General features: G+C 50.5%; 21 protein-coding genes and 1 other RNA gene. 12 read left to right on the plus strand and 10 right to left on the minus strand.

What is annotated here, in order from left to right:
* Nucleotides 1–65 precede the first annotated feature (65 nt).
* From AYI87_RS14970 to smpB, 3 genes are all read right to left on the minus strand, one after another.
* A complete protein-coding gene (locus AYI87_RS14970) occupies nt 66–1,307 on the minus strand; it encodes an integrase domain-containing protein (protein WP_144203439.1) in 1,242 nt (413 codons plus the stop codon).
* 187 nt (nt 1,308–1,494) lie between these two features.
* Nucleotides 1,495–1,850: a transfer-messenger RNA gene (gene ssrA / locus AYI87_RS14975) on the minus strand.
* Between the two features lie 121 nt (nt 1,851–1,971).
* Nucleotides 1,972–2,463 (minus strand): SsrA-binding protein SmpB, encoded by a 492-nt coding sequence (gene smpB / locus AYI87_RS14980; protein WP_011865070.1) that lies wholly within the window; start codon nt 2,461–2,463, stop codon nt 1,972–1,974.
* A gap of 202 nt (nt 2,464–2,665) precedes the next feature.
* Between smpB and AYI87_RS14985 the strand changes: the two genes are divergently transcribed.
* Nucleotides 2,666–3,097 (plus strand): SRPBCC family protein, encoded by a 432-nt coding sequence (locus AYI87_RS14985; RefSeq protein ID WP_011865071.1) that lies wholly within the window; start codon nt 2,666–2,668, stop codon nt 3,095–3,097.
* Between the two features lie 28 nt (nt 3,098–3,125).
* A complete protein-coding gene (locus AYI87_RS14990; RefSeq protein ID WP_144203441.1) occupies nt 3,126–3,458 on the plus strand; it encodes an RnfH family protein in 333 nt (110 codons plus the stop codon).
* Nucleotides 3,459–3,664: 206 nt separating this feature from the next.
* On the opposite strand, the gene AYI87_RS14995 is transcribed toward AYI87_RS14990, so the two are convergent.
* Nucleotides 3,665–4,165 (minus strand): outer membrane protein assembly factor BamE, encoded by a 501-nt coding sequence (locus AYI87_RS14995; protein ID WP_041406523.1) that lies wholly within the window; start codon nt 4,163–4,165, stop codon nt 3,665–3,667.
* 409 nt (nt 4,166–4,574) lie between these two features.
* On the opposite strand from AYI87_RS14995, the gene AYI87_RS15000 reads away from it, so the two are divergent.
* The 6 genes from AYI87_RS15000 (at nt 4,575) to AYI87_RS15025 (ending at nt 13,597) form a co-directional block, all read left to right on the plus strand.
* Complete coding sequence (locus tag AYI87_RS15000) at nt 4,575–5,384, plus strand: SAM-dependent methyltransferase (RefSeq protein ID WP_186300637.1); 810 nt, start codon at nt 4,575–4,577, stop codon at nt 5,382–5,384.
* Nucleotides 5,385–5,467: 83 nt separating this feature from the next.
* On the plus strand, nt 5,468–5,689 hold the full coding sequence (locus AYI87_RS15005; RefSeq protein WP_011865075.1) for a hypothetical protein: 222 nt from the start codon (nt 5,468–5,470) through the stop codon (nt 5,687–5,689).
* Nucleotides 5,690–5,724: 35 nt separating this feature from the next.
* On the plus strand, nt 5,725–7,485 hold the full coding sequence (locus AYI87_RS15010; RefSeq protein WP_222116780.1) for a GGDEF domain-containing protein: 1,761 nt from the start codon (nt 5,725–5,727) through the stop codon (nt 7,483–7,485).
* A 1,248-nt stretch (nt 7,486–8,733) separates the two neighbouring features.
* Entirely contained in the window at nt 8,734–10,368 is a 1,635-nt protein-coding gene (aceB, locus tag AYI87_RS15015; RefSeq protein WP_144203447.1) for a malate synthase A, read from the plus strand.
* A gap of 106 nt (nt 10,369–10,474) precedes the next feature.
* A complete protein-coding gene (gene aceA, locus AYI87_RS15020) occupies nt 10,475–11,800 on the plus strand; it encodes an isocitrate lyase (RefSeq protein WP_144203449.1) in 1,326 nt (441 codons plus the stop codon).
* Between the two features lie 348 nt (nt 11,801–12,148).
* Complete coding sequence (locus AYI87_RS15025) at nt 12,149–13,597, plus strand: HDOD domain-containing protein (RefSeq protein ID WP_144203451.1); 1,449 nt, start codon at nt 12,149–12,151, stop codon at nt 13,595–13,597.
* 2 nt (nt 13,598–13,599) lie between these two features.
* On the opposite strand, the gene AYI87_RS15030 is transcribed toward AYI87_RS15025, so the two are convergent.
* From AYI87_RS15030 to AYI87_RS15045, 4 genes are all read right to left on the minus strand, one after another.
* Nucleotides 13,600–14,073, minus strand: a complete 474-nt coding sequence (locus AYI87_RS15030) for a nuclear transport factor 2 family protein (protein ID WP_144203453.1) — start codon at nt 14,071–14,073, stop codon at nt 13,600–13,602.
* Nucleotides 14,074–14,096: 23 nt separating this feature from the next.
* Nucleotides 14,097–14,921, minus strand: coding sequence for a zinc-dependent peptidase (locus tag AYI87_RS15035; RefSeq protein ID WP_144203455.1), 825 nt, complete (start codon nt 14,919–14,921; stop codon nt 14,097–14,099).
* Nucleotides 14,922–15,201: 280 nt separating this feature from the next.
* A complete protein-coding gene (locus AYI87_RS15040; protein WP_144203457.1) occupies nt 15,202–15,627 on the minus strand; it encodes a CopG family transcriptional regulator in 426 nt (141 codons plus the stop codon).
* Nucleotides 15,587–16,330: an AAA family ATPase gene (locus tag AYI87_RS15045; protein ID WP_011865083.1), complete on the minus strand. Its 744-nt coding sequence runs from the start codon at nt 16,328–16,330 to the stop codon at nt 15,587–15,589. Before AYI87_RS15045 ends, AYI87_RS15040 begins: the two co-directional genes overlap by 41 nt.
* A gap of 617 nt (nt 16,331–16,947) precedes the next feature.
* Between AYI87_RS15045 and AYI87_RS15050 the strand changes: the two genes are divergently transcribed.
* The 3 genes from AYI87_RS15050 (at nt 16,948) to AYI87_RS15060 (ending at nt 18,353) form a co-directional block, all read left to right on the plus strand.
* Entirely contained in the window at nt 16,948–17,172 is a 225-nt protein-coding gene (locus AYI87_RS15050) for a DUF3820 family protein (protein WP_144203459.1), read from the plus strand.
* A 127-nt stretch (nt 17,173–17,299) separates the two neighbouring features.
* On the plus strand, nt 17,300–17,602 hold the full coding sequence (locus tag AYI87_RS15055) for a hypothetical protein (RefSeq protein ID WP_011865085.1): 303 nt from the start codon (nt 17,300–17,302) through the stop codon (nt 17,600–17,602).
* Nucleotides 17,603–17,852: 250 nt separating this feature from the next.
* Nucleotides 17,853–18,353 carry a GNAT family N-acetyltransferase gene (locus AYI87_RS15060; protein ID WP_144203461.1) on the plus strand — a complete coding sequence of 167 codons (501 nt, stop codon included), beginning with the start codon at nt 17,853–17,855 and terminating at the stop codon, nt 18,351–18,353.
* A 181-nt stretch (nt 18,354–18,534) separates the two neighbouring features.
* On the opposite strand, the gene AYI87_RS15065 is transcribed toward AYI87_RS15060, so the two are convergent.
* Both AYI87_RS15065 and AYI87_RS15070 read right to left on the minus strand, forming a co-directional pair.
* Nucleotides 18,535–20,295 carry a bifunctional metallophosphatase/5'-nucleotidase gene (locus tag AYI87_RS15065; protein ID WP_144203463.1) on the minus strand — a complete coding sequence of 587 codons (1,761 nt, stop codon included), beginning with the start codon at nt 20,293–20,295 and terminating at the stop codon, nt 18,535–18,537.
* A gap of 130 nt (nt 20,296–20,425) precedes the next feature.
* Entirely contained in the window at nt 20,426–21,559 is a 1,134-nt protein-coding gene (locus AYI87_RS15070; RefSeq protein WP_144203465.1) for a CNNM domain-containing protein, read from the minus strand.
* Between the two features lie 145 nt (nt 21,560–21,704).
* On the opposite strand from AYI87_RS15070, the gene AYI87_RS15075 reads away from it, so the two are divergent.
* Nucleotides 21,705–22,826, plus strand: a complete 1,122-nt coding sequence (locus tag AYI87_RS15075) for a bifunctional tRNA (adenosine(37)-C2)-methyltransferase TrmG/ribosomal RNA large subunit methyltransferase RlmN (protein ID WP_144203467.1) — start codon at nt 21,705–21,707, stop codon at nt 22,824–22,826.
* Nucleotides 22,827–22,847 lie beyond the last annotated feature (21 nt).

The raw sequence follows: 22,847 nt of genomic DNA on the forward strand, positions 1-22,847 counted from the left end.
TACCGATACAGAAAATGGTGGACTTTTCGGTGTTAGGTTCTAGTTCCACCTAACACCAGCTATGCTCAAATAACTTTCAATTGCTTAATACCTGTTACAGAGAGGCTCCCTTTGGCTGCCTCGTCGATATGCCCGCTCCACCAGCACATCATTTCGCGGCGACGCTCTAAGTAGTCGCTGCGGTTATATGCCGCTCTTACTTGGTTTTGGTCAACATGAGCTAGAGCTGATTCGATCAAATCCGAATCGAAGTTTTGGTTATTGAGCGTAGTGCTCGCGAGGGCTCTTAACCCATGACTTACTAAGCGGTCTTTAAACCCCATGCGCTTTAGTGCCATATTAGCTGTTTGAGTATGGCAATGTTTGCTAGGCTCTCTATCTGATGGAAATACATAGCGTCGGTTGTGACTGATTGGTTCCATAACTTTAAGAATTGCGAGCATTTGTGGAGTTAGTGGAATCTTATGTTCGCGTCGCTTTTTCATTTTGTTAGCAGGTATTGTCCACACTTGGTTTTTGAAATCTATCTCTGCCCATTCAGTCATAGCTGCCTCCGACGGTCTAGTCATCGTGTGTAATTGCCATTCGATGAGACAGCGTGTTGTACGTTTAATCGAAGCCTGAGCTAAAGTTCTCATTAACTCATTAAGTTCTTCTGGCTTGATACTTGCCATGCTTTCTTTTTTCGGCTTTTTGAAAGCTGCTTTGATGCCTGAAAGGGGATTTGAATCGGTATAGCCGCAGTTGACCGCGAAGTTAAAGACTTCATTAAGACGTTGCGATAGGCGTTTTACAGTCTCCAGATTCCCTTTAGCTTCTATCGGTCTAAAAATTGCGATAACCAGAGGGGCCTTTATTTGAGCAAGAGGGTAGTTTCCAATGCTTGGAAAAACGTGGCGCTCTAAAGAGCCCCAGATCTTTGTTGCATGATTTTCAGTGATGTTGTGCTTTTTGACATTTAGCCATTCTTCGGCCACCTTTCTTAATGTGTATTCACTTACCTTAAGTTCTGCGAGTCGTTGTTCTTCACGATAAGTTTTTGGGTCGATACCTCTCTCTACCAACCCCCTTTGTTCTGTCGCAGCCTCTCTTGCTCGCTTAAGGCTGGTGGCTGGATAGCTTCCTAGACTGATATTGGTTCTCTTCTTTGTTAAGGGATGATAGTAGTTATAGTTCCAAAGTTTTGAACCGCTGGGTTTCACTCGCAGCTGCAGACCATATCCATCAGATAAAACGACATCTTTATCAATGGCTTTACACTTTTTGATGGTGTTATCCGTAAGTGGAGTTGTGAGTCTAGGGCACATAGCAGTTTGGTTTTGTTGATGACGTAGTATTTCAAAGATAGCTAAGTTGGTTGAAAAATACTACGTGGGTGACTACGACTTTTGGCTTTAAAAAAATCTAAATGGACGTTGTTTGAAGATAACCCATTGATTTTAATATTCTGCAGGCAGAAAAAAAGACGTCCTAGGACGTCTTCGTTTCTGTTGTTGGTGGAGGCGGCGGGACTTGAACCCGCGTCCAAAAAGCCTACATCCTCGGCGCTACATGCTTAGTCTTTCTATTGGTTAACCAACAACACTCCGAAAGACAGGATTGTTATTGGCGAGTTCAGTACTGTTTCGCGGTTCACCCCTGAACATGGTTCCCTCGCTATCAAATGTAAAGGTGACCATCTTAATACTCTGCCCATTTGAGAAACGTGAGCAAGATGGCTAGCTAGCCTAAGCTGCTAGAGCGTAGTTATCGTCGTTTGCAACTATAACTGTGCGGCTTTTTACGAGGCCAACCGCCCCTCGGCATGCTCCTAGGGTTTCGTGAATCTTGTCGAATCCAGAATCGCCCCCAGTACAATGTCGATTGTAACCCGCGTCGTCCTCGATTACCAAGTATTAATCATGGGGTTACTATCGTTTGTTCGTTATCCGTACGTTTTATGCCTGACAAGTCGCTGAATCACAGCGATTATTATCGTGCGGCATGTTTCATGGTACGAGATTTTTCAATCTTCCACTCGCGCTCTTTGGTGTCGTCGCGCTTATCGTGCTCTTTCTTACCCTTACCCAGGCCGATCTCTAGCTTTACCCAGGCATTTTTGCGCCAATACATGGAGATAGGCACGATAGAGTAACCTTGACGCTCTACCAGGCCCTGCAGTTTATCCAGCTCTCTGCGATTAAGCAGCAGTTTACGATCGCGCATAGGGTCGCAAACCACGTGAGTCGATGCGGTATTGAGCGGCGTGATGGTGCATCCGAACAGGTAGGCCTCACCGTCTCTGAGGAATACATAGCTCTCAGACAGGTTTACCTTACCGACTCGGATCGATTTCACTTCCCATCCCATCAGGGATAAGCCGGCTTCAAATTTCTCTTCAAATTTATAGTCGAAGTTTGCGCGTTTATTGCGTGCAATCGTCGCCGGTGGGTTCTTTGATTTTTTTGCGTTTTTCTTAGCCATAGGAGGGCTATTATACGCGCGGTAAACCAATTTGGAATTGGCTCGCGTGATTATTTGTTTAATTTGCCTGCGTAAATGGGTCGAGGTGGTGTTTTTTTGAGCTTAGCATGAGTACTGGGTGAGGTGACCGGTGTTGCCTAGCATGTTAAAATCAATTTTTTGCTTTATGGTGTCAGGCCAAGGTTTCAGGTTAAACAGTCATATGCCCAAGATTTCCCGTAGCGTATTAGTGCGCTTTAGTGCCATGCAGATGTACGAGTTAGTCAATGATGTGGAGTCCTATAAGGAGTTTCTGCCGGGTTGTGTTGGCGGTAAGGTACTTGAGTTTGATGGTAAGACCATGGTGGCCTCGGTCGATGTCTCCAAGGCGGGGATCAGCAAGACCTTTACCACACGCAATCAGGTGATCCCGGGTAAGCGAATTGAGCTGGCGCTGGAAAACGGCCCCTTTAAGCACCTGCATGGTCAATGGGAGTTTACCGAGTTGACGGAAGATGCCTGTAAGGTGGATTTCGAGCTCAATTTCGAGTTTTCCAGTTCGATTGCGGATCTGGCCTTTGGCAAAGTGTTCAAAGAGCTGATGTCTTCCATGGTGACTGCTTTCACCAGCCGCGCCAAAGTGATTTATAAATAACAGCTGTTTAATCTTCTTAGGATGTAAGATGAGCGATCAAGATAAGTTTGCCGTTGAAGTGATTTATGCGCTGCCGACCCAGCAGAAGCGCATTAGCGTCATGGTGTCGCCGGGCACTAGTTGTATCGAGGCGGTGAAGCAGAGCGAAATCTGCCGGTTCTTTCCTGAGATTGATCTGGAGAAGGTAAAACTAGGTATCTTCAGCCGCGCAGTGAAGCATGATGAGGTGCTAGAACCCGGGCAGCGAGTGGAGATCTATCGCCCCTTGATAGCCGATCCCAAAGATGTGCGTCGTCAACGCGCCGAAAAGGCCAAGAGTGAGGGCCGTGCCAACAAGACCACAGGCGCTAAGGTGAGGTAGTCAGGTCTGAGTTTCCTCTGGGAAATTATCGGGTGTTAAGTAAGGCCAGATAAGCCGTCAGACAGGATAGGCTGCAAGGCGCATTAAAGAGTTAAGAATTAAGAGAAAGCCGCTAGATAGTAAAAAGGGTCTTAAGCAATGCTTAGGACCCTTTTTTCGTCTTAAAACCCAGGCGCTTAAAACTGGCCTGGCGTTAGTTAAAGCGTTTATTCAAACTCTTTAACTTCGTTGAGTTCTTGTGCTTTCTTCTCTTCCACGAGCGGCTTGGTATCTGGACGCTGCTCAGGGTTTAGCGGAACCAGGTCGCCCTTTGCGGCGCCTAGTTCTGGCAGCGAGCTCTGATCCAGCGGGGTGTTAAAGTCGGCGGCCAGTTCATAGTCGCCATCGACTTTAGAAAGTTTGTCATTGGTAAAGTGCAGCACCAGCTCTTTATGTGTGATGCTGGCGTCACGACCACTCTTGTAGTGATAGACATAGTACCAGGTGTCGTCCGAGAAGCTGTCGCGCAGTACGGGACGGCCCAGGATATATTCGACCTGCTCTTTGGTCATCTCGATTCTGAGTTTTTCGACCTGCTGCGTCTCCATGTAGTTGCCTTGCGGCACATCTGGCTTATAGATCAGCCAGTCAAACACGCTACATGCGCTTAATGAAAGAGACAGCGCCGCTGCGCCTAATAGAGTAATACTATGTTTTTTGATGGTCATTGAATGCGCTACTTCCCTAAAAATCTGTCGGCCATGATACCCAAGCATTCCCCATGCTGACAAGCGCTATCGCCGTTTTCTGGATCTCGCCTGCGTATCAGCTTAGGCCTGTGTGTTTGGGGCGCCCAAGGGGAGGGCGAATAGTTCAGACAGGTGTGTTAAGGATTAGTTTCACTAGCCTGAATGAATTTTGTCCAAGTAGCGCGGGAGAATCTCTGAGTCGTGATGAAAATGCCAGACTAATTAATTGTTAGTATTTGTTTTATCCCGAATTGTGGTAAGTTAAATTTTATTTACATCTTGTTTGCAAGCGTTGGTTTGCCCTAGGTGCAAATAGTGACTAATTAGCCGGGTTAGCCGGGAATTTAGCGGTAATATATCGCCTGTGGTAATAATGGATACAGCAAGAATGGATGAATCTAAAAAGCTTGGCAGTTTGGTTTGTGTCGGCACAGGTCTTAACCTGGGCGGTCAGATAACCGTGCTGAGTAAGAGTTATATCGAGCTGGCCGACGTGGTTTTTTCTTTGGTGCCCGATGCCTTTGCCCTCCAGTGGCTTGAGAGCATGAATCATGATGTCCGATCACTGCATCGATACTATGCCCAAGGTGAAGAAGTTAAGAGCCGTCGAGACACCTACCAACAGATGGTCGAGGCGATATTGACCGAGGTTAGGGCGGGTAAGCGGGTCGTGTGCGCCCTGTATGGTCATCCAGGTGTGTTTGCCTGTGTGTCCCATATCGCCATTCGCCGGGCGCGCGAAGAAGGTTTCGAGGCCAAGATGGAGCCGGGGATCTCAGCCGAGGCCTGCTTATGGGCCGACGTGGGGATAGACCCTGGACAATCTGGTCACCAGAGCTTCGAGGCCAGTCAATTCATGTTCTACTGTCATACGCCGGATCCCGCCACCCATCTGCTGCTGTGGCAGATAGCCATCGCCGGAGAGCACACGCTCACCAAGTTTCATACTAACTCGGATTGTTTGCAGGTCTTGGTTGAGCAGCTTAGCGAGTGGTATCCGTTAGACCATGAGGTCATTTTATATGAAGCGCCCAATTTACCGACACAGGCGCCTCGAATTGAACGCTTATTACTCAAGGCGTTACCCCAAGCCAAGTTAACTGCTATTACTACCCTGTTAGTTCCACCGGCGGCGCCGCTGAAGGTGAACCATAAGGTTTTGGCAAAACTCGGTATTTCAGAAGCTTTATTGGGCTAAAAATGAGACGGAGTTTGAATAAAGCTAGAGTGGTCAAACTTTTGTCTAGCAACTAGTGTTATTACATAACAATGGAGAATGATATGTCTAAGCTAAGCGATTTTTTTCAGAAGTTAGGTTCGGATGCCGCGCTGTTAGAGGCTTACAAGGCTGATCCAGAAGGTGTGATGAAAGCCAATGGCCTAACGGATGAAGAGATCCAGGCGGTGTTGTCGGGTGATAAAGCGCAGCTCGATTCGCTCTCAGGTGACACCAGCGAAGTACAATCCTATTTGATCATCACTAACCCAGATGACAGCAAGTAACTCGTAGAAACTATATGTATTACCTCAGACTATTTTTGGCTTGTGTCTTTTCGATAGCGCTTTGCGGATCTGCCGTTGCGAGCGATGTCGATTATGACGCGGTTATCGATGAGCTAAAGGCATCCTTAATTGCAGAGCCGGCCAAGTCGTCTGAGGTAATTGCCTACCTTAAAGAGAATACCCAGCACTTGAGCCGCGAGCAGAGGGCTCGGGTGTTGACCCTGGAGAGTAACAAGGAGATGTATAATGGTGCCTACGAGCGCGCCTTTAACCTACTTACTCAGGCCGAACAGCTGAGCCACTCTCCCGAAACTCAAAATTCCATCTATCTGTATCAGGCCACAGCGCTGATCGCCATGAAGAACTATCAGGGCGCCTTGGATGCTATGGCTAAGAATCTCGACCGTATCGAGCAGATAGATGATGTGACCATTAAGATGACCTCTTATCTGAGGTTGGCCAACCTCTATCTGGATCTCGAAGTCTATGATGAGGTGAAGCGCTATGCCTCACTGGCCTATGGCCTTAGCCGCGACAGATCGCCGAAAGAGCAGTGTTATGCCCAAGTGCTATTGGCGGCAGGGGAGCTAAAGCTCTCTCATTACAATGAGGCTAAGCAGTTATTTGCCGATACCCGCACCTTCTGTAGTGAACATAATATTCCGCTTATTGTTGCCATGGCCGACAAGGGCAAGGGCACTTCACACCTTAAGCTAGGCGAGCTTGAGCAAGCGGAGAAGCTGTTCCTTTCAGCGCTTGCAAAGTACAAGACATTTAAGTTTCAGTTAGAGATTAACGATGTTAATGCCTTGCTGGCCGAAACCTACTTGATGAAGAAAGAGGTTGAAAGCGCCAAGCAATACGCCCAGCAAGTCATAGATGTTGAGGACGAACCAAGCGTGCTCAACGCCAAGAAACGCGCCTATAAGATGATGGCCGATGCCTTGGCTTTAGAGGGAAGCTACCAGGAGGCCTATCGTTATCTGGACGAGTATATGCAGCTTAGTGAGGCCGATATCGATGAGACCAAGGCAAAGGCCTATGCGTATCAGATGGCCAAGTTTGAGAATGCCGAGAAGACCCGTGAAATTAAGATGCTCAACCAGGATAGGGCGCTCTATACGGCGCAGCAAAAGGTGGTTGAGCTGGAGAGATACAACGAGAGTATGGCGCTGATGATCGCCTTTGGTTGTTCTATCTGTCTCATTATTTTTGGTGCAACCATGTTTGTGCAGAAGCGCAAATATAAGCGCATCTCTCAGCGAGATCCTTTGACCGGAGTATTAAACCGAGGCACGGGGCAAGACTTTGCCGAAAATCTCTTCGTCGATGTCTTGGCTCATCGCAGCGTGTTTAGTGTGGTGATGTTCGACTTAGACCACTTTAAGTCGATCAACGATACTTATGGCCATAGCGCCGGTGATTGGGCATTGCGGCGAGTAGTCGATGCCGTGACGCCGAGCCTCAAGAGCAGGGATCTGTTTGTGCGCATGGGCGGTGAAGAGTTTGCGCTCTTCTTGCCGTACACGGATGAGCAGGCGGCCCTCAAGATCGCCAAGCAGTGTCGCCTGGCCATAGAGTCGATTCAGACTAAGCCTCACTATAGTGACCTGAGCATTACCGCCAGTTTCGGTGTCTGTACCAGTGTGGAGGAGGATCTTAGCCTGGATCCACTCATGAAGCGGGTCGATCTCGCCATGTATCAGGCCAAGCGCAATGGCCGTAACTGCGTGGTCATGTACCGCCCGAGTATGGAGTCTACGCCCGACACCCCCATTAATGCGGTGAATGCTTAGCCTTAGCTAACTGGTTTGCCGTTGTTTAGTTCAAAATCGCTACCCCTAGGCAAGTCATTGGCTTGCCGACACTTGTCTTTAACTCTGCTAATCCTTCTTGTTTGCGAAAGTCCTTCTTGTCTGCGCTAGCGCTTCTCGTTGATGTTCGCGCTTCTCGTTGGTGTTAGTGACTCTAGTCTATGTTTGCTGTCTAAGCTGTTCTCTTCTAGTGAAGCTTTTGCCTTTATGCATCCTTAGCGATTCCCTGTTGCATCGATGGGAGCCTATCAGGCCTTCCTGCAACAGGTACTCGATGTTTACCGAGTGGTTCACTTCTTCTGGCTAGCTCTCTCGTCTTGCGCTGAGCTTCCAGTCCCATGTTGTCAGTCGTTTACCTCTAGGGCTTGTGCGGTTCGCCTTCAGTATTTTGTTGTTTGAACTCAGGTTTCCTGTCTTTCATTAGCGCTGATATTAAAGCTGAGCGGCTAGTTACCGTGCGAGTTAGTCATTTTGCGCTGATTGCTTAGCGATAGAAGGAGAGCGAGGCTTGTCGAATGGCCGAGTTAGATGCCTTGTCTTGGCAGCATGATAAGCGTCTCTGCTAGGTTAACTATGCAATTTATTCGGTTTTTTTTGATTTTTTTGCAGCAAACCAAAAAAAATCGTGATGTTGATCGACAAACGTTACCGAATTGTGACAAGCCATTTAGCCCCTTACTTGTATCGTTTACGTAAACGTCAAATTAAAACGATTGTTTGATTTTAAGTGTTTTGAGGTTGCTTATAAAGCGTTGAAATAATTTGACTTTAATAGCCTTACTTGCAAGTAAAGCAAAACGTGCCGCCTTTTAATCTGTCAGTCTTCTTGGTGAAATGTCTGTATCGATAAAATTACTTAAGGTAATAAATTTACGTAATAACTTTCAATGGGTGGGGCTTGGTTCATTTGTCAGACAACTTTCAAATCTAGTCATTTCTTGATTTGTTATGTTTGGTTTTTATTGTTTTGAAACAATGTCTTGTTGTTATAAATCCTGTTTGGTCTTACCAATTTTTTGTGATGTAACTCAGCTTTTTTCGCTGCTTTTCTCACCGCTCGTATTGTTGCAATCCCAACAGTTTGTTAGTAGGTTTTGTTCAAAACGTACATTTGTAACCCCTTGCTGGTGTTTCAAGCTGTATGGCCATCATTACAAGGTATGGCGGGCCTTAGGTTAAAGGCTGGAAGAATTGAAATTAACGGTAAGTGAGCGCTTGGGAGATATCGGGATGACTGAACAGGTAATAAATAAACATCAGCTAGAGACGGGATTGTCTATCCTGGGGGCGCAAGTGCCGGGGCAAGAGATAGTGCTTAACGAAGGTGCGCTGAGTTTGCTTGAGGTCTTGTGTGATCAGTTTGCGGCAGAGGTACCTAAGCTGCTTGAGATGCGCAGGCAGAAGCAGGAACTGATCGATAAGGGCGCGCTGCCCGATTTCTTACCCGAGACCCGCGCCATCAGAGACGGCGACTGGCAGATCCGTGGTATTCCCCAAGACCTGCAAGACAGACGTGTTGAGATCACCGGGCCAGTGGATCGCAAGATGATCATTAACGCCCTCAATGCCAACGTTAAAGTCTTTATGGCCGACTTCGAAGACTCTTTGGCGCCTAGCTGGACCAAGGTGATTCAAGGCCAAATTAATCTGCGTGATGCCGTGCGCGGCGAGATAGAGTACACGGCGCCCGAGACAGGTAAGCATTATACGCTCAATGAAGATCCTGCCGTGCTTATCGCCCGTGTACGCGGCCTGCACCTTAAAGAGAAGCATGTCGCCTTCAATGGCGAGGCGATCCCTGGGGCACTATTCGATTTCTGCCTCTACTTCTACCACAACTATCGCCAATTGCTGGAGAAGGGCAGCGGACCTTACTTCTATATTCCTAAACTCGAGAGTCATGTCGAGGCGCGCTGGTGGGCCAAGGTGTTTGCCTATGTCGAAGAGCGCTTCTGTCTAACGCCGGGCACCATTAAGTGTACCTGTCTCATCGAGACACTACCGGCGGTGTTCGAGATGGAGGAGATCCTCTATGAACTGCGCTCTAACATAGTCGCGCTCAACTGTGGCCGCTGGGACTACATCTTCAGCTACATCAAGACGTTGAAGAAGCATAGCGACCGCATCTTGCCAGACCGTCAGGCGGTCACCATGGATAAGCCGTTCCTGAGCGCCTACTCACGCCTGCTTATCAAGACCTGTCACAAGCGTGGCGCCCTGGCGATGGGGGGCATGGCTGCCTTCATTCCGGCTAAGGATCAGGCGCAGAACGAGGCTGTACTGGTCAAGGTGCGCGGCGATAAAGAGCTCGAGGCGCGTAATGGCCATGACGGCACCTGGGTGGCACATCCGGGTCTGGCCGACACCGCTATGGGGATCTTCAACGAATACATAGGTGAAGATCACGTCAACCAGCTGCATATCACCCGCGATGTTGATGCGCCGATTCTAGCAAGGGATCTCCTGATGCCCTGCGAAGGCGAGCGCACCGAGTCGGGCATGCGCCTGAACATTCGAATTGCGCTGCAATATATCGAGGCCTGGATCCGTGGCAATGGCTGTGTGCCCATCTACGGCTTGATGGAAGATGCCGCCACGGCAGAGATCTCACGTACCTCTATCTGGCAGTGGATCCAGCACGAGCAGAAGCTCTCTAACGGCAAGCTGGTCACCAAGGCGCTGTTCAAGGAGATGCTGGTGGAAGAGCTGGCTAACGTCAAACTCGAGGTGGGACCGGATCGTTTCACCCATGGCAGCTTTACCCAGGCCGCCGTGTTGCTGGAAGAGATCACCACGGCCGACGAGTTGGTGGATTTCCTGACCCTGCCGGGCTACGAGATTTTGACTCAGGGCGATAACGCCTAGCGAGATGATTTTATAAATGAAAGGGTAATACCCAAACCTATTTAGCGCCTTTAAACGTGAGTGGTATTGAGGGAGCTGGATGCTAACACCTGAGATGGAGAAGATTATGACTAAGGCAACTACACAGATTTCACGTCAACAACAGATTGATGCGATTAAGCAAGATTGGGCTGAAAATCCACGTTGGGCCGGCGTTCGTCGCCCCTATTCAGCAGAGGACGTAGTGGCCTTACGCGGTTCGATTGTCCCGGAAAATACCCTGGCAACCCGCGGCGCCGAGAAGCTATGGCAGCTGGTTAATGGTGGCGCTAAGAAAGGTTATGTTAACTCACTGGGCGCCCTGACCGGTGGTCAGGCGGTACAGCAGGCCAAGGCGGGTATCGAGGCCATCTACCTGTCGGGCTGGCAGGTGGCTGCCGATGCTAACCTGGCGGGTACCATGTACCCAGATCAGTCGCTTTATCCAGCAAACTCTGTGCCTGCAGTGGTTCAGCGCATCAACAACTCGTTTCGCCGCGCCGACCAGATCCAGTGGAGCAACCAGATTGACCCACAAGATGAGCGCTACACAGACTACTTCTTGCCTATCGTGGCCGATGCCGAAGCCGGTTTTGGTGGTGTACTTAACGCCTACGAGCTGATGAAGAACATGATCGATGCCGGCGCGGCGGGTGTGCACTTTGAAGATCAGCTGGCCTCGGTGAAGAAGTGTGGCCACATGGGCGGTAAGGTGTTGGTTCCGACCCAAGAAGCGGTACAGAAGCTGGTTTCGGCGCGTTTGGCTGCCGACGTGAGCGGCGTACCAACTCTGGTTATCGCCCGTACCGATGCGAACGCTGCGGATCTGCTGACCTCTGATTGCGACCCTTATGATCGCGACTTCATCACAGGCGAGCGCACTTCAGAAGGTTTCTACCGTGTAAATGCTGGCATCGACCAGGCTATCTCTCGCGGTCTGGCTTACGCCCCATACGCTGATCTTATCTGGTGTGAGACGGCCAAGCCAGATCTTGAAGAGGCGCGCCGCTTTGCCGAGGCGATCCATGCGCAATACCCAGATCAGCTGCTGGCCTATAACTGTTCACCTTCTTTCAACTGGAAGAAGAACCTGGACGATGCCACCATCGCCCGCTTCCAGCAGGAACTGTCGGACATGGGCTACAAGTACCAGTTCATCACCTTAGCCGGTATTCACAACATGTGGTACAACATGTTCGACCTCGCCTATGACTATGCGCGTGGCGAAGGCATGAAGCACTATGTCGAGAAGGTACAGGAAGTCGAATTCGCCGCAGCGAAGAAAGGCTACACCTTCGTGGCGCACCAGCAAGAGGTGGGTACAGGCTACTTCGATAAGGTGACCAATGTGATCCAGGGCGGTGAGTCTTCGGTCACGGCACTGACTGGCTCTACCGAAGAGGAGCAGTTCTAAAGTTTCGACTTGCTGTCCTTTAGCAGCGGTTGTTCCTCGCACTGTGTTCCTACGTGCAGTGCGAGGTTTTTCGTTCCTTTCTACTTGTTTATTTTTGCTTGCTTTGGCGGTCCCTCTTGAGCCGCCTTTTTTATTTTGTGCTTATCAATACGCTCCCGCAGCCGATAAAGAGATGAAATCCTCGCCATGTGAATAGGGTGCAGGTGATAAACGTGATTTGCCACTGGCGGCAGATGTAATTGTTATGTTATAAGTTTTTCTGCCTATAATTCATCAAAGACGGCGCCGGCAAGCGAGCGCTATCCTTATTTCTTTATATAAAAGAGTAGATACGCATTGAACACTGCCATGTCAGGTAAAGGTGCAGAATACTGGACCAAACGCATCAGCGAACAAGAGATGCCGGCACTTAGCTCGACGGTGAAAACCCTAGAGAAACTAGCCAAAGATGATGTTTCCTCCCTGGCGATACTCGGCCGCAGCGTGATGCATGATAATGCGCTGACCTCGCGAATTCTTAAGGTGGCCAACAGCGCCATCTATAACAAGGGGATCTCCCACGTCACCACAGTAAGCCGCGCGGCCGTGGTACTGGGCTTCGATACCATACGCAACATCTGTATTACCGCCAAACTCCTGAGTAGCCTGCTAGAAAATAAGGGCTTATCTGAGCCCGTGTACCACAGGCTGCTCACCCTTATGGCCAGAGCCTTCCAGGCAGCCATGCTGGCCAAGATGATGCTTAAAGACCATGATGAAGAGCTGCAAGAAGAGGTGTTTATCGCCGCGCTGCTCTATCACCTGGGGGAGAGTGCCTTCTGGAGCATGGGCGGCGAGACCACAGAGCAGCTCGATGCGCGCCTCAATCAGGCCGATGAGAAGGAAGCCAATAACGTAGTCAGAGAGGTGTTGGGCACCTCATTTACCCAGCTTTCCATGGGCATAGCCAAAAACTGGGGCCTCGGTGAGGTGCTGGTAAAGTCCCTGTCTAATCCCAATGAGCGCACGCCTGAGATCCGCTCCATCTATCTTGCCAACAAGATCAGCGAGTTGATGGCCAGCGACAGCAAAGATATTGCCGAGCTGAATCATCGAATCAAGCAGGCGGCAGACATGCTGGATCTCGAGGTGGATGAATTTAAGGGGCGGATGATCCAGTGTAGCCACGCCACCAGAAAGCTGGCCGATACCTATGGCGCCAAGGTGCTGGTGGCCTTTTTGCCCGATACTCACCAATTGACGCTGGCGGCGGAGCCCGAAGCCGAGCCCATTAAGGTACGTGAGTTTAATGTTGACCTGCAGCTGAAGAAGCTCAGGGAACTCACAGATTGCGCCATCAACAAGGCGAACTTTAATGAGGTGATCACCATTACCCTGAGCGGTCTGCTCGATGGTATAGGCATGGATCGCTGCGCCGTGATGCTGCTCTCTCCAAACCGAAAACGCCTGCAGCCTCGCGTGGTGTTAGGCGAGAACGGCGATAAGATGAAGAATGAGTTTATCGTCGAGCTTAATCACGATAAGAATGTGTTTGCCGAGAGTGTCGACCTCAAGAAACCGCTGTTTATCGACAACCCTAGCTCGGAAAAGTGGCGTCTCTATACCGACGAAGAACTCAGGCGCCACACCTCTGCCATGGGCTTCATGTTGGCGCCGATCTTGGTGGATAACAAGGTGATTGGCCTGTTATACGCCGACAGACACAGCTCGGATCGCAAGCTGGCTGAAGTGGATTTCGAGCGCTTTACCCACTTCGCGCAGCTGACCAATCTCTGCCTATCTGTCTCTGTGCATTAGCTCTACTCTTCCTTACTCGCGGCGCTAATCTGCGCCGTGATCCGCTTGGCCATGGCGTTGGGGATAGGAAAACTCAGGTGGTATTGCAATATCTTCCAGCCTTGTGGGCTCAGTACCAGAGTGCCTGTGCCGCGGCAGTTGCCGTAGGACTTACTGCTTAAGTGCTCATCGAAGACTATCACGTCGCCGTGTTGCTGGAGCTGCCTCGAAACCAGGGTGTAGTGCCAGCCCTTTGTCGGGCGGGCATAGGCGGAAAATTCCTGCATGTTCCAGTTTTCTGTGGCATCGGTACCGATAAAGTGGGCATCCTCAGAATAGAGGGCGAAGTAGTTGTCCCAATCGGCACTGGCGGCGTAGCCGTGTAGCTTGTCTAAGGTCTGAGTCGCCTCTAGCGGGATCTCGGCCCGGCAAATGCCGCTCAGTAGCAGGGCGCTGGCTGCCAACAGCCAAGTCAGCATGGGATGTCTGACGGTCATGGTAAAACTCCTTTTTCGTGTCGTTAATGCCAGTTTACCGGATCTAGCTTGAAAAAATGACTCATCTGTTGATAGAGGGCCTGATGCTGCTGGTAAAACTCATGGGGGCGTTCGAAGAAGGTCTCGGTGATCACCGCGAAGAACTCGGCCTCGTTGGTGGCGCCGTAATAGTTAAACAGGCTGGGTTGATGCCACTTGGCGTCTTCGCGTAGCCGCGTAAACTCCTGCGCCATGACGGAAGACCAAGAATGATAGTCGTTGGCATGGGCTAAGATGGGCGCACCATTGGAGTGGCCATCTTCCTGATCCAGCTGGTGGGCAAACTCGTGGATCACTACGTTGTGGCCATCATAGGGCTGGGCAGCGTCTTCCTTGGCCGTATGCCAGGAGAGCACCACCTTGCCAAATTCCCAGGACTCGCCAGAGAGGATGTTTTTGCGCTCCCAGAAGGTGCCATCGCCATTTTGCTGAGTCTGACTGACGATAAACAGGCTAGGGTAGACCAAGATCTGTTTCAGCTTAGGGTAGTAGTCCGTGTCACGATTGAGCAGTAACAGACAAGCCTGGGCGGCGATGGTTACCCGGATCTCATCATCAATCTCTATCCCCTGGCAGCCGACGAACTGCTTCTCGGCGATGAAGATCTGGATGTGACGCTTGAGCTGTAGTTGCAGGTCGCTCGGTAGGGCACGAAAATAGGGCATACGGCGCTTGAGTATGGCGCGCCAACTGGCAGGAAAGGGCCGCTTGGCGATCTGCGCGCGGCGATACCTGACATACCTTGGCTTAAACAGTATGTAACCTATGGCGGCGCAACTGACCAGCGCAAGAATAAAGATGGCTAACATAAAAATCTCCCTATGATATAGCAAGATATGGTGTTGCTTGCCGCAAATTCAATCTTAGGGCCAGAAAAAGCGTGGAGAAAAAAGGTGTGGAGAAAAAAAGCTGGCAGCCCGTAAGTTCGGAAACTGAAATCTGTCGCTGCCAGAAAGGTTAGGGAGACGGGGCGAAAATGGCGACGCGCTGGGTGATGATGAGCCCAGCGCGTCTGGGGATATAGCTTATCGATTAATTCTATCGCTAACTCAATCGACTAATTTTAGTCGACTAATTTAATCGACTAATTTAATCAACTATGATGGATTGTTCCTTCTGTTGTCGTTCGCTTTCCGATAACGAGTAATGGTGCTCGATGAGAAAACGGATCAATTTCGACTTAGCCACATCGCAGCCGCTGGCCAGTTCGGCGAGGTGCGCGATGGCAGACTCGCTCAGGGTAAAGGTCGCCTTGCGATAGGGCCCAGTGCCCTTAGGCACCACCTTAGGGGCGGCCTGAGATGCGTGGCGATTTAGAAAATCACCATCGAAGCCCGTCTCTAAGGCGATAACCTCGGCCATCTGCTGCACATTGCTGGGATGCCCGGCGGCATAGTGTGTCGCATCCTCGATGAAATCATCGATCAAGGCATCGAGCGAAATATTCAGCAGCTTACGGTTTTGTCTCGCGGCACTAGACTGCGTAGAGCTTTTCTTGAGATCGGCCAGACCCATAGTTACCCCTTAACTTATCCATCTGTTTTTCGGCGAGACGATTGCGAATTTCTGTAGCACTCGAAGCTTGCAGCATTTCACAGGCGATGCTGCGGATCTCCTCGGCGGCCTTGCCTTTTGGCTGAGTTTCCATGACAGACAGACCCGATTCTTCGCTGTCATCATAAATGTTTCGGCTGTAGGTGATGGCGTCGAGCACGTTGATGTCGTAAGTCTTACACACCTCTTTCGCCTCAAAGATGCGGTTAGCCTGGTTTGGTAGGCTAGGGCATTGAGTGATCACGAAAGATGCGCGCATCTTAGGGTTAATCATCATACAGGTGGCGACGATATCATCCATGTGGCTGACGGTTTTCAAGTCTCTGCGCTTAGGACGCAGTGGCATCAACACATGGGAGGCAACCGACATGGTGGCGCGAAGTGCCAGGTTATCCTGACCGCCACAGTCGACGATGACATAGTCATAGTGTTGTTCTAGACTGAGCAGATCGTTGCGTATCTTGCCGTAGAGCTGTACGCAGTTGATGCTGGCCAGGGTGCCATTGTTGTTACGAGCTTGAATCCAGTCTGAGGTGGTCCGCTGGGGATCACAATCGACCATGATGACCGACGCGCCGCATTCTACCGTGAGAAATACCGCTATGTTTTGGGCTAAACAGCTCTTTCCGCTACCGCCTTTTTCACCGCCAACTAAAATGATCATTCTATTTCCTCTCGACTGCCAATGATTGCCGATGTTTGTTGTTAGGTTCCCAAGTGATGTACTGCTGTCTCGCGACCTCACCTGTTTGGGCATGACTCCAATTTAGGTGTTAATTAATTGTTGGTCAACTACATGAAAATTGACGTTTTTTTTGATTATGGCACTTGTCATTAAGTTGACGTTTTGGCATGTTTGGCAGATATTTGACGCCAAGGGCTTGAGGGATAAAGTCTTAAGAATAATATGTTTTAAAACATGAGGTTACTTTTTATCTGTTGGTTTTATTGCCTGGCTTGTCATGCCCATGCCTTAAAAGTGTAAGACTTTCACCTTACTTTTATTTCAAAAAGTTCACATGTTTAATTTTTATATTTCCAAATGTTATATGTGTAATGACTAAAACTTTGAACTTGGTTGTCTTGCCTCTGAGGAAATTTACCTTATGTTTCAAGGCGGCGCGCGGGAAATGAACAAGTGTTACTGCTAGTTATATCAAGCTCCTTTCTATCCAAGGCACTTTTTATTCAGAGCACTTGGTTTGGCGCCAGAGGTCACGTAAGCTGGGCCCTGCACACCCTCCGATAGCCATTTAGGATAGTTAAGTTAGGATAGTCAAGATGGATCAACAGGCCTTAATCGAGGCGATTAATCAAAAAATGCCCTTTGGTAAATATGCGGGATTACGCTTACTTGAGCTGCCAGAGCCCTATTTAGTCTGGTTTCACAGTAAAGGCTTCCCCGAGGACAAGTTGGGGCAGCAGCTGGCACTCATCTATGAGGTGAAGCTCAATGGCCTCGAGGGCATGCTCAAGCCGTTATTAGTTCCGCGCACTCAAGGATAAAACTCGGGAATGAGAGCTTGATCTAAAACTGATTCATTGAATGCTGTTTTAGGTACGTCGGGTAGAGATTTATGGCAAAGGCCATGTTTTAATGCAGGGGTTAAAGGCAAACACTTAAGGAATGACAATGATAACTAAATTAGTTCGTTTAGCCGCTGCGGCCACCTTAGCCCTGGGGATCTCGAGTGCCTGGGCGGCTGGTGTAGTGCATCAGGGCACAGTGGTCGATACCATGAACGGTGGCGGTTACACCTATGTTCAGATCAAAGAAGCCGACAAGACCTTCTGGGCGGCTGGACCTCAGGCAGAGGTGAAAAAAGGTGACGTAGTTGTCGTTCAAGAGCAGATGTGGATGAATGACTTTACCAGCAAGACGCTTAATCGCACCTTCGACGAACTGCTATTTGTGGGTCGCATCGACAAGAAGTAACTCGGATGGCCATGCGGCCTGATCCAACATAAGAGTCTAAACATAATAGATAGTGCCGCTAACATGTTATCGGCACTATTTTTTTGCCTGATGGGCGACTAATATAGGCTGCAATTTACGACAAGCAGGTTTGCTATTTTTCGTGGCAAAGGACTGGTGGCGGCCAATGTCGCTCAGCCAATGTCATTCGGCCAGTATTATTCGGCCAGTATCTCTTGGCAAAAGCCACTCTGCGAGATTTGATTAGACGATGATTAAGATAATTCCCTACCGTAAGGGATATAGTACTCAGGTCAGCGAGGTCTATCATCTGGCGGTGAGGGCGATTGACGAGACCCATTACAGTGAGGTGCAGAAGTGCGCCTGGTCCAGGGCGCCGCGCTCTGGCTATCACTGGCATAAACGCCTGACCCGCTCACAGGCCTGGTTAGCCGTTGACACAGAAAGCCTAGTTAGCGGGCTACCCCGCTGCGTCGGCTTCATCAATGTGGAGACTCACTATGCCTCAAGAGGATATATCGACAGTCTCTATGTGCACCCTGAATATCAGGGGCAGGGGATCGCGCGTCAACTGCTACGCCAGCTTGTGTCATGGTCGGCGGCGCAGGGGATGCTTGAGCTGAGCGTCGATGCCTCTAGCCTGTCGCGGCCACTGTTTTTGGCCGAGGGGTTTACTCTGCGGCACAAGCGATATCAGGAAAAGGCAGGCCAAATATTTATGGCCTACTATCTGGTGAAGTCTCAGGCCTAGCCCAGCTAAATAGCTCTCCTATTTAGGTCTCCATACTTAAGTCTGTCTACTTAGTCTCTCTACTTAATCTCCCTATATGGCCTTTCTGCATTAGCCTTGCTATGCACTCAGACAAGCCTGTTAAGCAAGCCTATAACGTCCCCGAGTTTTCAGGCCTAACTTAATTCTGATTTGGATCTAGCTACAGGCCTTCCAGGTGACTGGTATACAACACATGGGGCGGCATGATGCCGTGGAGCCCCTCTTCGCGCTGCATGTAGCGGATGAAGGCCTGGGGCAGGGTGAGCGCCTCAATCGATTCCTGTTGCTCGGCTCTGAGCAGGTCCTGATAGCCTTCCTTGCCCGACGCTGTGTAGGCCGAGGATACCCCGCTATACATGCGGTCAGGCATCACGCTGTGCCACTGCATTTCGCCGGCAATTTCGGTCAAGATCTCCAATTGGAGGATGCGGGTGCCCAGCGGCTGCCTACCGTCATAACAATATTTGAGGCCATAGGTGTAGGGGAAGCTGCCGGCGCCCGTGCCGGTAATGCTGTTGTTGGTGGCCGAATTGATGGCCGACTCCAGGGTCTGATAAAGGTAGCGACCTAAGATGCGATATTTCACCAGGGGTAGGGCGAAGGGCAGCAGGCGCCCTAGCACGTCGGCCATGGTCACTGTGCCCTTGTTGAGCGACTGTCTGACGCCGCCGGCATTGTGCAGGGCAAAGTCCACCTGAAGATCGAGTCTGCGGGTCTCGTGATAGATGCTCTTGCAGACCCAGGGGGCGATCTCGCTGCCGTGGGGCAGTGCCTTGCTCGGCAGGCGGGTGTGGATCAAGTTTTTTGGCACAAACCCCAGCACTTGATGTTCCAGCGCATCGATGGCCGGGCGATAGCGCTGGGCAATCACCTGATTGATCTCGCTTAGCTCCTCATCCCACACTCCTTCATTCCACAGCACGCCTGGATGCGACATGAGCTGCTGCTTCAGCGCGTTGTAGGTAGCGGCGGTGACCTCTTGCTCCCCTTCGATGATCAGATGCTCATCGAGCATGAAGTAGTTGTGTCCGGCAAGCTTTGTAACACACCCCTTGTCATCAAATTCGATGTCGCACAGCCCCAGGGTTTCGGCGTACTTGCCTGCATGTAAAATAGGCGTGTCTTCCATGCGGTAGCCATAGGGTAGGGCGTTGATGCCGATAGCGCTAAAGTCGCCCTGCAGGGTATGTGAGTGACCGCCGACGATCAGGCTGATGCCGGGGACTTCTCGGGCTAACTCCTTGTCCTTATCCCAACCTAGATGGCTCAGCACCAGGATATGATCTATGCCGTCGGCCTTTAGCTTGGCTACCGTGTTGGCTGTGGTCGCGATGGCGTTGGCAAAGTGGGTATCTTCATCTGGCCTGGCGATCTCTTTCATCTGATCCAGGGTGATCCCTATGATGGCGATCTGCTTGTCGCCAAGGGGCTTTAGCAGCACCTTGGCCATCTGACCCTCGGGAATATAGTCAAATAGCTTGGGGTGCCCGGCGAGTCTATCTTGCTTTAGGGGATCTTCCAGGCTGAGATCCATGTTGCCGGCGAGCAGGGGAAAGTTAGTGGTATCGAGAAACCGTTTTACCGGTTGATTGCCAGCGTCTATCTCATGGTTGCCCAGCACCATGGCATCTGGCGCGAGACGGTTGAGCAGATCGGCGTTGGCCACCCCCTTAAACTGATTGAAATAGAGGGTGCCCTGAAAGCTGTCGCCCCCATGCAGAAACAGAAAATCTTGCCCGGCATCTGCCGCTTGCTGACGCGCCTGCTGCACCTGATAGCCGATCCTGGCATAACCACCGCTGTGGCTATAGACCTCATAACTTTGTTGCTCATGGGTGAGCAGAAATTGAACGCGTGAAGGATCGAAGTGAGAGTGGGTGTCGTTGATGTGTGCAAGCTTGAGCGAGTATCTGTTGGTCATGTAGGCTCCATCTGTGAAGCGGGCAAGTATACCTCAGCGGGGGTAAATGAAAAAGGGAAGCATTCGCTTCCCTTTGTTAACTTTTCTTAAGCTACTCACATGAGCTATCTGAATGAGCTACTTATTCAAGTTACTTGCTCACCTTATCCAGTGGCTCGGTTTCTGTGATGCCGTCTGTCTCAGGTTTGCTACTTGGCACCTCGTCATCTTCTGACGAGCCCTCATCCGAGATGCGTATCCCCTTATGAGTCATACGGCGTTTCCACAGGCGTCTCGCCAGTTGCTGCATGTCGGTCACAGGGTCGTTGCTGTCGACAATCTCAAGGCCCAGCAGGGACTCGATGATATCCTCCAGGGTGACTATGCCTAGGCCACTGCCGTATTCGTCCACCACCATGGCGATCTTGGTGTTGCGCTTAATCATCAGCTGGAACAGTGGCAAGATCTTGGCCGTTTCCGGCACGATAACCAGGTTACGGCGCACCGCCGAGATAGGCGCCTGAGGCGTGTCCCGCTCCGACAACAAGATGGTGTTGCGGTTGACATAACCCAGGATATTGTCGCGATCGCCATCGAAAACCGGGATACGGGTAAAGGGGCTCTTCTTATGAAGCTTGGCAAACTCGGTCTGAGTCATGGTCGCTGGCACGCTGAACATCACGGTTCTCGGCGTCATGATGGCGGTAACCGGCATCTCCTTGACCGACAACATCTGCGTTAGAATCATAGATTCCTGCTCGTCCAGCTCGCCCGATTCATGGCCTATCTTGGCCATGGCGCTCATCTCCTGGCGAATGTATTGGCCATCGTCGCCCTTACCCAGCTTGCGAGTCACCTGCTGTGACATCCAGATCAGCGGCTTAGTGATGCGCTCCATCCATAGCAGTACCAGCGATACACTTGGAGCCAGGCTGCGCCAGTAGTTTGCCCCCAGTGTCTTAGGGATAATCTCGGAGAAGAAGAGGATCAAGAAGGTCAGTACGCCCGAGAAGACACCTAGCATCTCATCGCCAAACACCTTTGCGGCCTGCGCACCGGCAACGGCGGCACCCACGGTATGGGCGATAGTGTTCAGGGTCAAGATAGAGACCAGTGGCGATTCCACATTCTCCTTCTGGTGGCTCAAACGTTCGGCCGCCGCGGGATGGGTTTCTTTCAGGTTCGCGATAAAGCTAGGGGTAACAGACAGAAGCACGGCTTCGAATACACTACAGAGAAAAGAGATCCCGATAGCGACAAAGACAATAACAATAAGGGTTATCATGGGGGAGGTAAAACAACTCCAGGTAGCAAGCCAATATTAGCTTGGGAGGGATTCTAGCATAGTCTATTTCCTTACTGGCTAAAATTTATTGATATCTGTATAATTCGCCGCCCTGTGGCAGGTTTTGGTGTTGAGGTTAGTCAAAATGAGTGAAAAAAAGATCAATTTATTGGATCTCGATCGTAAGGGGTTGAGAGCGCTATTTACCGAGATGGGTGAAAAGCCATTTCGTGCCGATCAATTGATGAAGTGGCTTTATCATTTTGGCGTCAGTGACTTCGAGCAAATGACCAACATCAACAAGGTGTTACGTGCCAAACTGGCCGCGCGTTGTGAGGTGGTGGCGCCCGAGATCTCCAGCTACCAGAAGTCTGCCGATGGCACCATCAAGTTCGCCATCAACGTGGGTAATGGTCAAGAAGTCGAAACCGTCTACATCCCAGAAGAGGACCGTGCCACCCTGTGTGTCTCTTCTCAGGTTGGTTGCGCCCTTGAGTGTACCTTCTGCTCGACCGCCCAGCAGGGCTTTAACCGTAACCTTACCGTGTCAGAGATTGTCGGCCAGATCTGGCGTGTATCCCACTTCCTCGGTTTCCAGAAAGAGACCGGCGAGCGTCCTATCTCCAATGTGGTGATGATGGGCATGGGTGAGCCGCTGCTGAACCTGAAAAACGTCATGCCTGCTATCGACATCATGCTCGATGACTTCGGCTTCAGCCTCTCTAAGCGCCGGGTGACCGTGTCTACCTCGGGCGTGGTGCCTGCGCTGGATATCTTAGGTGATAACCTGGATGTGGCCCTGGCGGTAAGTATTCACGCGCCAAACGATGAGCTGCGTGATGTGCTGGTACCGGTCAACAAGAAGTATCCGCTGCAGGAGTTTCTGGCGGCGATCCGTCGTTACCTGGCCAAGTCCAACGCCAACCGCGGCCGCGTGACCCTGGAATATGTGATGCTTGATCATATCAACGACAGCACAGATCAGGCTCATGAGCTGGCCAAGTTGATGAAGGATACCCCTTGCAAGATCAACCTGATCCCTTTTAACCCTTATCCTGGGTCGCCATACGGGCGTTCATCGAACTCACGTATCGACAGATTCTCTAAGGTGCTAATGGAATATGGTCTGACGGTGATCGTTCGTAAGACCCGCGGAGACGATATTGACGCGGCCTGTGGCCAGTTAGCCGGAGATATTCGCGACCGAACCAAACGTTTAGCGAAAAAACGCATGCAAGATAGTCAGATTTCAGTCACAATAAACTAACTTATTGTATCTGCTACTAGA

Source organism: Shewanella sp. KCT, from assembly GCF_007636505.1.
GTDB classification, from domain to species: domain Bacteria; phylum Pseudomonadota; class Gammaproteobacteria; order Enterobacterales; family Shewanellaceae; genus Shewanella; species Shewanella halotolerans.